Raw genomic sequence first — 12,129 nt, 5'->3', positions numbered from 1 at the left:
AAGGGCTAGAGGAAAGTGTCAATAGTTAAAGGTTATTTAGATTGTAATAAAGACATAAAAATTAACTTGTCTAGCCTTTGGCTATAGTGAATGGTTTCCCAATGAGAAAGACCTTTGTTTAGACCACAATGTACAAGTTTTTTTCTTAGAAACTTTATTTTTAAATCTAATAATTCCGTCTGGGATTTGAAATTACAGATAGTAGTGGCTCCTTTTAAATTCTTATGGAATAACTAAGTCTATAGTATTACGAAATATGAATATTTTAAATAGTTTTGTCAAAAAAAGTGATATATCGACAATTATTGTATTTTGTTAGCCCTTATTCACTATTAATTAATCTGAATCAACTAGATGCAACTATAAGAAATAAGTGTAAAGAAGGTGATTACGTGTTCCAAGTCACAGAAGCTGAACGCGAAAAGGAAAAGGCAGTCGTAGGCTTCATTGGCTGCAGCGGCTCTGGCAAAACAGTAAGTGCCCTGGTCGTTGCTTACGGAATGATGAAAGAAGCATATCCAGATGCCAGTGAGTCTGAGTTATGGCTGAAGATTGGTGTAGTTGATACCGAACACAGGAGATCAAAATTATATGCCAACTTGCAAATCGGTGATATTCGTATCGGTAAATTCAGACACATTGATTTTACACCGCCATTCACAACTGACCGATATCAAATGGCCGTTCAAACAATAAAGGCAGCTGGTGCTGAGGTGGTTATAGTGGACTCTATTTCTCACAATTGGATGGGTGAGGGCGGCATAGTTGAAACCCATGGGCAAATGTCCGGTAATTCATTTCAAAACTGGGGCAAGCTTGCACCGGAAACAACTAAGTTAATCAAAACACTTACTCAAAATAATGTTCATATCTTGGCAACCTTTAGGACCAAAACAGAGTATGTTGTGGAGCCGAACAGTGAAGGTAAGATGGCACCAAGAAAAGTTGGTACCAAGCCTGTACAAAAGGAAGAAATGGAATATGAGTTCATGCTCAATTTTATAATTGATATTGATCATGTTGCTGATGTATCCAAGGATAATACTCAGATGTTTGAAGGTAAGCCGCAGAAAATTACTGTTGATGTTGGTCGAAAGCTTTTTCGATGGCTCGAGCTCGGGATAGATGTAAAAGCCGAGGAAGAAGACCGAAGGGTTAGCTTGATTGAACAGGTGAAGGCTATTGCATCCAGCAATGCTGAAGCTCAAAAGAAAGTCGAAGAATTTGAATTTAAAGCAAATACAAAGCTTGATGATTTCTCTATCAAACTTGCAAGTACAGCGCTTGAAAGATTAGCAGAATTTATATAATAGGAGGAATTTTAAATGTTTAAAGTAGACCATACAAAAGGTGAATCCAATTTCGAACAAATCAAGCCAGGTGAATATGAAGCAATCGTGATGAATTATGAACAAAAGGTATCCTCAACAGGAAAAAACATGGTTGTTGTTGATTATGAAATTCGTTCAGATGTAGATCAACCATGCCAAGGACAAAAGGTCCTTTTTGATAACTTCATCGTTTCTGATAACACACTGTGGAGGTTCCAACAGGCTTCGAAAGCTGCACAATTCCCGGACGGAATGGAATTTGGTTCTTATAAGGAATGGGCAGATACCTTTTTGAAAAAGCCTGTTCGTTTAGTAGTGGGTGAACGTGAGTATAATGGCAAGAAATTCGCAGAGGTTAAAGCGTTTAAAGTTTCTGAAGCTTCAGCGCCGGACAATGAAATCAAGATTTCCGACAATGATGTTCCATTTTAAGCAACAAATTAATAGATTCAATGAATAGAGGGGAGCTTGATAGGCTCCCTTTTCAAAAGGGAGTAATCAAATGACACATCAATTTCACAATATACCTGTAGAGCTTAAAAACACTCCTCATTGGATCCTATGGCGAAAAGAAGAACGTGGGGGAAAAAGCACCAAGGTTCCATATCAAATAAACGGGGAGATGGCACAATCCAATAATAAACGCAGCTGGTCTACCTTTCCGACAATTATTAAGTTCTTTGAGAAGGGCGGATATGACGGAATAGGGTTTATGTTTTCCAAAGATGATCCATTCATTGGAATTGATATCGACCATTGTGTGAATGAAGGAGCCCTTACTGAGCTTGCTGAAGATGTTATTGAAACGGTCCAAAGCTATACGGAATATTCCCCAAGTGGAGAAGGCATTCATATTATCGCGAAAGGTAAGCTTCCGTTAAAGGGGCCTGGTACCGGCCGGAAAAACTCAGGGATTGGCTTAGAGGTTTATCGTCACGGTCGTTACTTCACCTTCACAGGGAATAGCCTGGGAGAGGTCCTAATTGTGGATCGTTCGGATGAATTAAAGGTTCTCTTTGATAAGTACCTGAAGGGAAAAGAAATGCCGGCTCCAAAGGCGAGGACAGAGCAAAGGGAAAGGGAAGACTTCAGTAGCCTTTCTAATGCCGATCTGTGGGAAAGAATGTTCAACAGTAAGAGTGGCGGCAACATTAAGGATTTGTTTCAAGGCCTCCTGATCAATGGAGACCACTCTTCCACAGATATGGCTTTGTGCAATCACTTGGCCTTCTGGACTGGTAAGGACGCATCGAAAATGGATTCCATGTTTCGTGAATCAAGTCTTCTTCGTGAAAAGTGGGATAAGCAGCATTCAGGGGACGGTCGGACATATGGTCAAATGACAATTGAAACGGCCATTCTTGCTACTCCCTCAACCATATCTGATTTTGAACCGCCTGAGGAAAAGAAATATGAAATATACATTTCGGATGAGCCAAATGAAATCGAAGATACTGAGGAAATCATTGATAAGGTCCCAAATTTTCATTTAACAGAGCTGGGAAATGCAGAGCGAATCGTTTATTACCATGGCGACAATATCCGGTACTGTAACGAACTGGAATGGCTCATATGGAACGGAAAGCAATGGCAGGAGGATAGCAAAAGGAACATCGAAGCTCTTGCTGCTAAAACGCTTAGAGGGCTCTACCAGGAGTCAAAAACGGAAGAAGATCGATATCGTGCAAAACAGCTTAACGATTGGGCAAAGAAGTGTGAAAAACGAGCCATTCGAATAAACAGCATTTTGGATGTAAGGCCAATGGTCTCAATCAAAAAGAAAGACCTGGATGCTCATAAATTTCTTTTTAATTGTGATAACGGAGTTATTGACCTAAAAACAGGAGAATTAAGCCCACATGATAGAGACTTGCTCTTTACTAAGATTTCTCCAATCGAATATAAGAAGGATGCAAAATGTCCGAACTGGATTGGATTCTTAGAAAGCATTTTTCTAACACCAGAGGGGAAACCGGATTTTGAGCTTATTGGATTTCTTCAGAAAGCCATTGGATATTCATTCACGGGTGTAACAAAGGAACAAATCATGTTTTTCCTTTTCGGTAATGGTCGAAATGGAAAATCAACTTTCATAAATACAATCCAGGATCTACTTGGAGATTACGGCCGGCAAACAAACAGTGACACTTTTTTAAAAAAGAAAAATGACAGTGGAATCAATAATGATGTGGCCAGGCTGGACGGTGCCCGGTTTGTATCAGCCGTAGAGAGTGAGGAAGGGCAGCAACTGTCTGAATCATTGGTTAAGCAAATCACCGGTGGAGAGAAGATGTCCGCCCGTTTCCTTAGACAAGAATACTTTGAATTTACACCTGAGTTTAAAGTTTTCTTCACGACAAATCATAAGCCAATTATCAAAGGATCGGATGAAGGTATATGGAGAAGGATTAAATTAATTCCTTTCACTGTAACGATACCTAAAGACAAAATCGACTACGATCTTCCAGATAAATTAGCAAGGGAAATGCCCGGCATACTTCGTTGGGCTGTGGAAGGCTGCTTAAAATGGCAGGCTGATGGATTGGGTGAGCCTGATGCCGTAAGAGATGCAACAGAGGAATACAGACAAGACATGGATATTTTAGGACCCTTCATTGATGAAAATTGTTCAATTAAAGTAAATGCAAAAATTGAAGCTAAAACCTTATATGAGAATTACACAAAGTGGTGTTATCAGAATAACGAAATGGAATTAAAAAATCGTGTTTTTTATAGGCAGTTAGAAATTCGAGGATTTAAAAAGGAAAAAGGTGCAAAGAACAAAAACTTCATTCATGGAATCACCTTGAATCAATATGCAGGTGCTGGATTTTTACCAGATGATGAAGAAAGGGTTACTAAGGGGGTTACTAAACAGACACAGAAAAGTAACCCAAACAAGGTCACTCATATTACTAGAAAGAAGCTTTAAACTTTTGGTGTATAAGGGTTTAAGAGAATACTAGATTTTGGTTTTTATTGTTTGGTTACTTAGTGTTACTTATTTTCCCTGTTCACTCCCATGAAAAAATAAATAAAAAAATAATATATATATATAGGGATCTTTTACGAAAATGGGTAACACTTAGTAACCCTAGGGCTTAATCCCTTGTGGCTCTAAGGCTGAAGCGTGTTTAACTTTGTAACCCTTTTGTAACCCATGAAAAAGAGGTGTTTTATGCATCCAAAACAAATAATTGATGATTTCAAATCGTTAGGATCTCCCTTTGTTCTGGAAAATGACGAATTGTACATAGACAACCCAGAAAATATCTATCCAGAACTAGAAGACTTAGCCAAATCATATAAAGCTAGAATCGTTGCTTTCCTGCAAGGGAATTATTCTGACCAGGATCATGCAGTTAAGCAGACGATGGACAAGATTATTAAATTCTATTGTGGTATCGACCAGGATATGAACGGAAAAATAAATGATTGGTTAAATTATGATGCTGCTGGCACGGCAGCTGTTATGCAATTGCTAATCGATTTGAATAATAACGGCTGGGATAAGGTCACTGAGCCAATATGTAATTTTGAAAATGAAGTGACGGATAAACTATCCAAGGAAATTTTTAATCGTGCAATGTCGTACTTTAGGAGGCAGTAAATGTGGCCATACATTATAGATATTCCGACAAGGAATTAGAACAGATCCTGGGAACACTTGAAATCATTGTGGATACCAGGGAGCAAAAAAACCAACATGTACTTGATTATTTTAGAAAGAAAAATGTTCCTTTCAAAATAAGGACAATGAAAACAGCCGATTACTCTGCAATGATTCCTAAAAATATTGAAATGGGAATCACCAGGGACTTATACCTGGCCGCAGGTATTGAACGAAAAAATGGAGTGGATGAGCTGGTGGGATCCATTAAGGACCGGAACCGGTTTGAAAATGAATTGATTAGGGCCTCCAAAAATCCATTCGTCATGATTGTAGAAGACCTGGAAGGCTATCAAAAAATATTGAATGGATTGTACCGGAGTAAATACGAACCTAAAGCGCTGCTGGGAAGCTTGAAGACATTTGAGGTTAGATATAACTTCTCAACTGTTTTCTTAGCTCCTGGTGCCACAGGGAACTATATTTTCCATCATTTTTACTATATGACTCGAGAATTACTGAAAAAAGGATTTATCTAAACTGTGAAAGGATGAAGACTTATGAACGGACAAATATTTAAAGCTTTCTGTCCAGCTTGTAAGTTTGTTGTGTATTCAGGGAAGCGTCAACGCCTAAATAATTATAAATTTTCTTGTACGTGCGGCTGTCATTTTGTACTAGATATTAATTTTGCTAGAAAGGATTGAACTATGTACTTACCTAAAAGAGTAGAACTTGAAAAAGATTTTTATAAAAATGAACTTTTGAAAATGGGGTATTTCAAAACGCCGGAAGGATTGCAGCTATATGAGTTAACTTTGAGCGAATTGGAGGATATCTATAAAGCTGAAAAAGCTAGGGGAAGACATGATTAATAAAATTCAACCAGATATTATCAGACGCCAAAGGAAGCATGAAGCTGAACAAGCCATCAAGGATTTATTAGTGAGGGGATTTGAGGTTATCTCTCCTCTTAAACAGAAAGTCTACAATCTGAAGTGCTTCATAATCTCACATTCGAGCAAAGGCGATTCCCGGTAGAAGATTTCTCTTCTCCTCGGTTTGCTAAGTTGATGAGAATCGTACCGTAGACACAAACTTTGCAATAAGTTAAAAAGTTGAAATAAAAAAGACCCTACTCAGGTTCCGAAGGTTGTGATCGATTTATGAATTCTCTAATTTCATCAATAGATATACCTAACTCTCGGGCATATAATATCAATTCTACCCAATCCTTATCTAAGTCTTTTTCGATAAATAAAGAATTTGACATGTTCCCTCCCATATATAAGGTATCCTAATCTTTTTATAGTCTTTATATGGTTATATTACCTTATATTTACGATACCATAATTTTAAAGGACGTTGAACAACATCTATTAGACACTTTTTTTTACCCTTCGACATTAATTGTCGAAATTAGTTAGAAACTGTTTGATACCACGACACAAAAAAGTAACTATCCTGGAAACAAGAATAGTTACACAAATCTATCAACTAAGAGTCTATTTACAAATTGCCCTTAAAATGTAGGAAGGATTTGCAAGTAGTACAAGTTACTTTTGACAGGGGTCTGAATTTAATCTGTCTTAAAGTGTTTCTTGAAAAATTATTAAACGAAAAATATTCAATGTTACATTCACATTGACTTTTATTTTTCACAATATGGATATCATTAGAATTAAATTGGATGGTTGGAAAATACAAATAATTACCCCACTTCTGAATGTTAAGAATAAGGGATAATTTTATCATCTTAACGGATTAACCCACAACAGGAATATATATCCATTGTTTGAATCTTTGGAGAAGTAGTACACAGTTCGATTAAACAGGGAGGTAAGCATATATGGGTTATTCCTGAGAAGAACAAGAAACTTCATTGGTTTTTGACAACAGTACAGGCAAGTGGACCATTTACTCTACTGTGCCAAAACACATTCGAAAACTCTCTAATTTAACAGAGTTATTCGTCATAGAATCCGAGGATGATGGACCGATAGCCGTTAAGGGAACTTTAACGGAAAAACAGGTCAGTATGAAAAAAGAACGGGTCTATACAGATGAACAAAGGGAAAGAGCAGCCGAAAGACTTTCTAAGGCTAGAAACGCCCTATAAACAAAGGAAAACTTTTATTAACTCTCTATAAAGGACTAGTTAGTCCACTTATACATTCAATCAAAAATAACGGTTATTAATTACGCAGATACTCGGGAGCAAGCAGAGGAAATTGTTTCAGCTGCTAAAGAAAATGACAACCTTCAAATGCACAAAATCACAGAGAAATATAACAAGTACGGTCAGTATTTCTTAATCGATTTAACATACGCTTATCAAACTCCTAAAGAAGTAATGGAAAGCAGGCCACAAAAAGATAATGCGCCAGACGGTCAAATGAGTATTGATGATCATGAAGGCATTGAGTATTCTGTGGACGGCAATGGGACAGTGAATGTTCCAGATGATCAACTTGAATCAGAAGATGAAGCAATCAATCAGTAATTATCTGCCCTGAGCTTAGGCTTGGGGTGTTTTTAAGAAATGGGGGATACAATGAGCTTTAAATTACCTGAATTAGATCGGAATGCTACGCAGTCAGCTGTGGAGTCTCATTTGGAAATATATCGCCTATATAAATACTTAATCTTTGAAGAGCGAGAAGCATCTGTAACAGCAAGCTCAGAAGTACGTTATCATGGCCCAACTAATCAGACTAGTGATCAGACAGGTGATATTGCCATCTATAATGCGGATCAACAAAGATATCAAAAAGATTATTGTGAACGTACTGAATGGGCTGTAAGACGATTGCCTAAAATGGAGAGATTTTTAATTGAAGAACGTTACATGTCTCAGGACAGCGATTATATAAATGATTTTCAGGTGTACTGTTTTAAATTCCAGCCTGCAATTAGCCATGTCACTTATGGAAAGATTAGATGGAAGGCCTTCTATCGCTTGGCTTTAACGCTTAATCTTGCTGTAACCGTAGGGAGTTAGTTTCAAAAATGTTTCAAAAAACTTTCAAGATTATTTAGAAATATTTTCATATAACTTTCATTCATTTGGATTTAGACATGGTAAATTTATATCATCGGGAATAAAGAAAAGGGGCGGCACTCAAATTACGAGTGTCGTTTTTTGTGTGGGAAAAGAAGGAAATACAGGACTTTTGTCAAATAATAGGGTGGAAGGAGGTTCTTGTTTTGTCAAATCATAAAATATTTAACGTCGAACATTATTTGGTTAGTATTGAGTATGAAGGTAATGTTACAAGGTTATGGGATGTTTATATCGCTTCAAATGGAGAAGAATACTATGGGAAAGCTGAAATGGTGAATGACAAAGGTGGAATGAATTTTATACCATGGCTTCAGTTAGAAAATAAAGATGTGAACCTATTAGACGAGCTTTTACCTATTTTGAAAAAGGCATATTAAATTCTGAGAATTTCTTTGGGAGTTCTTTATTTTTTGGAGAAAGCAGGTGAGTTGATGGTATATAGAACACCAACAGCTAGGGTTCGTCAGAATAACGAGCAGCTTGAAACCATTAATAAATGTGACCATTTATATAGAGAATTTAGAACAGAATGCATGAACGGTAAGGTATATAGGGTGTTTTTCCAATGTCAGAAGTCTTGGATATATCAGTTAAAGGAATGTCATGAAATCAAGGGCACTCATTCATTGGGTGCTTTTTATTTGCGGGAAATTAACTTTTTTTGAACGTATAAGCAAAAAGGAGTGGAAGAATGAAATAATAGAACAAAACTAACTGTTTCCTATCAATTTTATAATTTAGAAAAAGCACTAACCTTTGAGTCAGTGCTTTTTTGTGTTTGTGATGGCTATTCAGTTAATGTTATCTATACCAGTATCCTGAATAAACAGTACCATTTGCATATGAATAAGACGAATCATCATAAAAAGTTACCTTTATTCTAGTTTTAGCATTTTTTTTCGATACATTTGTAAATGTTCTACTTGAAGGGCTAAACCAATCTATGTAACCAGTCCGAGTTCCAATTGTTTGATAGCTTCCATTTACATTTCTTTGCAAATCCATTTTCCAATAATTCTTACCATAAGTCATATTTCCAGATCCTTTAATTGATCCAATTACATTGTCACCGGAATCAGTCCCACATACTTTAAAAGTTTTATTATACCCTGAACCTGAAGAAGTATCATTACAACCCGATGCTGCTGATGCACTTGGTGTAAATGTAAATAGCCCAGTAATCCCTATTACTGAGATCAACATGACAATATACATTTTTTTGATGACTTTTTTCATTTTTTAACACTCCTTGAATAATTTTCTAATACCAGAACCATAGTATCATAAGTTAGAAAATATTATATGTAATTGTATGAAAATAGGTATTTATTCCTAATTTTTATGAGGTTAGAATATACTAAAGAAGGTCTTGATGAAGCATGTAAAATATTTGTTGTTAAAAGTGAATGATAAGGAGTGAGCAGGGGTGGAGAAAGGTAAAGTAAGTATTGATGTTGATATAAATACAGGTCGTTTGCAAAGTAAGCCTAGAGCTATTACCAAACATACTGAGGCCTTAGTTAATGAACTGGATGAGATTGATAAGGATAGGTGTCCAGAGTACAGTGAGGCCATTCAATGCTCAAAGATTAATCCCACGATAGAGACTAATGGCCGAGTATAAGACAGAAGCACAGAAGAAGAAGTTTTATCGGTCAGGTGATTGGGAATCATTAAGGCAGCAGGCGTTAGATAGAGACAACCATGAATGCCAACAGTGTAAGCGAGAAGGTAAGGTGCATGTCGATTCAATCAAGGTGGAAGGTGAACGTAAGAGAGTAGAGCTCAACGTTCATCATAAGTATGAGATTGAGGACTATCCGCAATTGGCATTGGTATTAGATAACCTTGAAACCTTATGCCTGAACTGTCATAACAAAATGCATGATCGAGTGTTTGGTGAACAGAAAAAGAAAAAATGGGATGATGAAAGGTGGTAACACCCCTGGGTCAAAAACTTTGGCATATATTTTTCATCACGGGGACCGGGAGGGGGCCCAACTGTCTAAAAATATATGAAAAATAAGTCCTTCACATTAGGGGTGATGGGGGGAGGGGGTAGTATGGAAAGAATAGACTTTGAAAAATTAAAAAATCAATTATTATCACGTATTGATACTGATGATTTGCTGGAAGTAAAGAAAGTAAATGATTTAATTCGACTGCATGAATTAGATGCAGAGTGCGATACAGTGATTGATCGTGATGGAGTAAGTATCACCATCGAAAATGGTTCGCAAAAATTTATAAAGAGCCATCCTAGTATGAATGAGAAAATGAAAATTAACGCTCAAAAAATCGCGTTGGAAAGATCAATTAAATTTAAATTAAAGGCAACTCCTGCCCCTGCATCATCATCTGTGGAAGGCAAACCAAAGCGTGGTAGTTTAATTTGATTACTTATAACTACGTAGAAGAATATATTTCGATGTGGCGTAACGGCGACATCATTTTAAACAAAGAGCGAATCATGCTTATCGAGTGGCTTGAAGCGGACATTCTGACTATGGATAACGTTTACTTCGATAGTAAGCACATTGAACAGTTTATACAATTTGCTGAAAAGTGGTATTTCGATTTAGAGCCATTTCAAACATTTATCACTTGTTTTATTTTCTTGCGTTATAAGGATACTGATGATTTAGTATTCGATGAATTTTTCATTTACATGGCACGCGGAGCCGGTAAAAACGGTTTTATTTCAGCACTTGTAAATTATCTAATTAGCGAGCTTCACGGAATCAAATTTTATAATGTGTCAATTGTGGCCAACAGTGAAAAACAAGCTAAAACTTCATTTGCAGAAGTCTACAATGCAATTGATATGAATGATGATTTGAAGTCTTATTTCAAGCATCAAAAAGCTGTTATTGAATCGGTAGATACAAAGGCTATCTTCCAATTCCATACGTCAAACGCAAGCACGAAAGATGGTTTGCGCGATGGTTGTGTTATTTATGATGAAGTACACGAATATGAAAACAATGATGTAGTAGATGTATTCTCGGGTGGTCTCGGTAAAGTGCGAGACAGTCGGGAATTTTTTATTGGTACAGATGGATTTGTACGAGATGGTTTTATTGATCGTTTAAAAGAACGTGCTATGAGTATTTTGAAGCGTGAAGTTTCGGTAAAAGAAGATTCATTATTTCCATTCATGTGTTGTATTGATGATGAAGAAGAAATGCATAATCCAGACATGTGGCAAAAGGCGAATCCACAGTTTCATCCGCCATTAAGTAACTATGCAAAAACATTATTCAAGAAAGTGTTGAAGCAATACAAGAAGCTCGAAAACGATTCATCAGGATACGAAAATTTCATTACCAAACGTATGAATCTACCAAAAGTTGATTTAGAAAAATCAGTTGCAGCATGGGAGAAAATAAAAGCTACCAATCAAGGATATGATTTATCGGAATTGAAAAAACGCGAATGTATAGGTTCTGTTGACTATGCAGCTATTCGAGACTTTGTTGCATGTGGGTTGCTTTTCTTGAAAAACGATAATTACATCATACCAAGAGAACTATCGTATTCGTTCGTTTGCAAACCTTTTGCTGATAAACATTACGGTTATAGTACGCCAAAAGCAGAAGGTAATAACAAAAAGGACCATCGCAAATTTGCGCCTATTCGCGAATGGGAAGAAGATGGTTTATTGAAAGTGCTAGATAAAGATTCAATGGATCCATACATCGTTGTTGGGTGGTTCGTTAACCGCCGTAATGAAGGCTGGAATATAAAGAAAATCATAGGAGATAGTTTCCGTATGGAAATTTTACGGCCTCTTTTTGAAGCAGAAGGATTCGAAGTTGAAACCATTCGAAATCCAGATGCGGCGAGTGCTTTGTTATCCCCAAAAATTGACCTTGCGTTTGATGAGGAGCGAGTCATTTTTGGTGAAAATCCTATTATGCGTTGGTATACAAATAATGTATTGGTTGTTATTGATAACAAGGGCAATAAGTTATATCGAAAAAAAGAGCCAGTCAAACGTAAAACGGATGGTTTTATGATGTTTTTATATGGAGTTTGGGCATCTAGAGATTTAGAGGATTACGATTTTACAGATGCTTTAGATGCTTTAGATGCACTCAATTTCTAGGGAGGGGGTGAAAATG

Annotated in this window: 18 protein-coding genes; 15 read left to right on the top strand and 3 right to left on the bottom strand. The window is 36.7% G+C overall.

Going from position 1 to position 12,129, the window contains the following annotated elements; genetic code table 11:
* Nucleotides 1-32 precede the first annotated feature (32 nt).
* The gene (locus ABOA58_RS26295) at nucleotides 33-158 is read right to left on the bottom strand and encodes an aspartyl-phosphate phosphatase Spo0E family protein (protein WP_350302978.1); all 126 of its coding nucleotides are present in this window, start codon (nucleotides 156-158) and stop codon (nucleotides 33-35) included.
* Nucleotides 159-392: 234 nt separating this feature from the next.
* Here ABOA58_RS26295 and ABOA58_RS26290 point away from each other — a divergent pair, with 234 nt between their 5' ends.
* The 6 genes from ABOA58_RS26290 (at nucleotide 393) to ABOA58_RS26265 (ending at nucleotide 5,816) form a co-directional block, all read left to right on the top strand.
* Complete coding sequence (locus ABOA58_RS26290; protein WP_350300621.1) at nucleotides 393-1,310, top strand: AAA family ATPase; 918 nt, start codon at nucleotides 393-395, stop codon at nucleotides 1,308-1,310.
* A 15-nt stretch (nucleotides 1,311-1,325) separates the two neighbouring features.
* Complete coding sequence (locus tag ABOA58_RS26285) at nucleotides 1,326-1,763, top strand: DUF669 domain-containing protein (RefSeq protein ID WP_350300620.1); 438 nt, start codon at nucleotides 1,326-1,328, stop codon at nucleotides 1,761-1,763.
* A gap of 70 nt (nucleotides 1,764-1,833) precedes the next feature.
* The gene (locus ABOA58_RS26280) at nucleotides 1,834-4,263 is read left to right on the top strand and encodes a phage/plasmid primase, P4 family (protein ID WP_350300619.1); all 2,430 of its coding nucleotides are present in this window, start codon (nucleotides 1,834-1,836) and stop codon (nucleotides 4,261-4,263) included.
* A gap of 246 nt (nucleotides 4,264-4,509) precedes the next feature.
* On the top strand, nucleotides 4,510-4,941 hold the full coding sequence (locus ABOA58_RS26275) for a hypothetical protein (RefSeq protein ID WP_350300618.1): 432 nt from the start codon (nucleotides 4,510-4,512) through the stop codon (nucleotides 4,939-4,941).
* 2 nt (nucleotides 4,942-4,943) lie between these two features.
* Nucleotides 4,944-5,480 (top strand): ERCC4 domain-containing protein, encoded by a 537-nt coding sequence (locus ABOA58_RS26270; protein WP_350300617.1) that lies wholly within the window; start codon nucleotides 4,944-4,946, stop codon nucleotides 5,478-5,480.
* Nucleotides 5,481-5,651: 171 nt separating this feature from the next.
* A complete protein-coding gene (locus tag ABOA58_RS26265) occupies nucleotides 5,652-5,816 on the top strand; it encodes a Fur-regulated basic protein FbpA (RefSeq protein ID WP_350300616.1) in 165 nt (54 codons plus the stop codon).
* Between the two features lie 260 nt (nucleotides 5,817-6,076).
* Here ABOA58_RS26265 and ABOA58_RS26260 read toward each other — a convergent pair whose 3' ends face one another.
* Nucleotides 6,077-6,214 (bottom strand): anti-repressor SinI family protein, encoded by a 138-nt coding sequence (locus ABOA58_RS26260; RefSeq protein ID WP_350300615.1) that lies wholly within the window; start codon nucleotides 6,212-6,214, stop codon nucleotides 6,077-6,079.
* Between the two features lie 609 nt (nucleotides 6,215-6,823).
* Here ABOA58_RS26260 and ABOA58_RS26255 point away from each other — a divergent pair.
* The 5 genes from ABOA58_RS26255 to ABOA58_RS26235 all read left to right on the top strand — a co-directional run bounded on the left by ABOA58_RS26255 (nucleotide 6,824) and on the right by ABOA58_RS26235 (nucleotide 8,670).
* A complete protein-coding gene (locus ABOA58_RS26255; RefSeq protein WP_350300614.1) occupies nucleotides 6,824-7,060 on the top strand; it encodes a hypothetical protein in 237 nt (78 codons plus the stop codon).
* A gap of 147 nt (nucleotides 7,061-7,207) precedes the next feature.
* A complete protein-coding gene (locus tag ABOA58_RS26250) occupies nucleotides 7,208-7,444 on the top strand; it encodes a hypothetical protein (RefSeq protein ID WP_350300613.1) in 237 nt (78 codons plus the stop codon).
* Between the two features lie 51 nt (nucleotides 7,445-7,495).
* Complete coding sequence (locus ABOA58_RS26245; protein WP_350300612.1) at nucleotides 7,496-7,942, top strand: ArpU family phage packaging/lysis transcriptional regulator; 447 nt, start codon at nucleotides 7,496-7,498, stop codon at nucleotides 7,940-7,942.
* Between the two features lie 206 nt (nucleotides 7,943-8,148).
* The gene (locus ABOA58_RS26240) at nucleotides 8,149-8,382 is read left to right on the top strand and encodes a hypothetical protein (protein ID WP_350300611.1); all 234 of its coding nucleotides are present in this window, start codon (nucleotides 8,149-8,151) and stop codon (nucleotides 8,380-8,382) included.
* A 33-nt stretch (nucleotides 8,383-8,415) separates the two neighbouring features.
* Nucleotides 8,416-8,670, top strand: a complete 255-nt coding sequence (locus ABOA58_RS26235) for a hypothetical protein (protein WP_350300610.1) — start codon at nucleotides 8,416-8,418, stop codon at nucleotides 8,668-8,670.
* Nucleotides 8,671-8,806: 136 nt separating this feature from the next.
* On the opposite strand, the gene ABOA58_RS26230 is transcribed toward ABOA58_RS26235, so the two are convergent.
* A complete protein-coding gene (locus ABOA58_RS26230) occupies nucleotides 8,807-9,241 on the bottom strand; it encodes a hypothetical protein (protein WP_350300609.1) in 435 nt (144 codons plus the stop codon).
* A gap of 190 nt (nucleotides 9,242-9,431) precedes the next feature.
* Between ABOA58_RS26230 and ABOA58_RS26225 the strand changes: the two genes are divergently transcribed.
* The 4 genes from ABOA58_RS26225 (at nucleotide 9,432) to ABOA58_RS26210 (ending at nucleotide 12,113) form a co-directional block, all read left to right on the top strand.
* Nucleotides 9,432-9,629, top strand: coding sequence for a hypothetical protein (locus ABOA58_RS26225; RefSeq protein WP_350300608.1), 198 nt, complete (start codon nucleotides 9,432-9,434; stop codon nucleotides 9,627-9,629).
* On the top strand, nucleotides 9,616-9,945 hold the full coding sequence (locus tag ABOA58_RS26220; RefSeq protein ID WP_350300607.1) for an HNH endonuclease: 330 nt from the start codon (nucleotides 9,616-9,618) through the stop codon (nucleotides 9,943-9,945). The genes ABOA58_RS26225 and ABOA58_RS26220 overlap by 14 nt, the downstream gene beginning before the upstream one ends.
* 123 nt (nucleotides 9,946-10,068) lie before the next feature.
* Nucleotides 10,069-10,401, top strand: a complete 333-nt coding sequence (locus ABOA58_RS26215) for a hypothetical protein (protein WP_350300606.1) — start codon at nucleotides 10,069-10,071, stop codon at nucleotides 10,399-10,401.
* The gene (locus tag ABOA58_RS26210; RefSeq protein ID WP_350300605.1) at nucleotides 10,398-12,113 is read left to right on the top strand and encodes a terminase large subunit domain-containing protein; all 1,716 of its coding nucleotides are present in this window, start codon (nucleotides 10,398-10,400) and stop codon (nucleotides 12,111-12,113) included. Before ABOA58_RS26215 ends, ABOA58_RS26210 begins: the two co-directional genes overlap by 4 nt.
* Nucleotides 12,114-12,129: the final 16 nt, after the last annotated feature.

This window comes from Peribacillus frigoritolerans (assembly GCF_040250305.1).
Classification (GTDB): Bacteria; Bacillota; Bacilli; order Bacillales; family DSM-1321; genus Peribacillus.
The sequence above is the reverse complement of the archived record's forward strand: the minus strand, read 5'-3'. Positions and strand labels throughout refer to the sequence as shown.

Coding starts and splice junctions, on each gene's coding strand:
- ABOA58_RS26275 (WP_350300618.1), top strand. CDS start 4,510: ATGCATCCAAAACAAATAATTGATGATTTCAAATCGTTAGGATCTCCC.
- ABOA58_RS26215 (WP_350300606.1), top strand. CDS start 10,069: ATGGAAAGAATAGACTTTGAAAAATTAAAAAATCAATTATTATCACGT.
- ABOA58_RS26220 (WP_350300607.1), top strand. CDS start 9,616: ATGGCCGAGTATAAGACAGAAGCACAGAAGAAGAAGTTTTATCGGTCA.
- ABOA58_RS26230 (WP_350300609.1), bottom strand. CDS start 9,241: ATGAAAAAAGTCATCAAAAAAATGTATATTGTCATGTTGATCTCAGTA.
- ABOA58_RS26265 (WP_350300616.1), top strand. CDS start 5,652: ATGTACTTACCTAAAAGAGTAGAACTTGAAAAAGATTTTTATAAAAAT.
- ABOA58_RS26285 (WP_350300620.1), top strand. CDS start 1,326: ATGTTTAAAGTAGACCATACAAAAGGTGAATCCAATTTCGAACAAATC.
- ABOA58_RS26260 (WP_350300615.1), bottom strand. CDS start 6,214: ATGTCAAATTCTTTATTTATCGAAAAAGACTTAGATAAGGATTGGGTA.
- ABOA58_RS26280 (WP_350300619.1), top strand. CDS start 1,834: ATGACACATCAATTTCACAATATACCTGTAGAGCTTAAAAACACTCCT.
- ABOA58_RS26245 (WP_350300612.1), top strand. CDS start 7,496: ATGAGCTTTAAATTACCTGAATTAGATCGGAATGCTACGCAGTCAGCT.
- ABOA58_RS26250 (WP_350300613.1), top strand. CDS start 7,208: ATGCACAAAATCACAGAGAAATATAACAAGTACGGTCAGTATTTCTTA.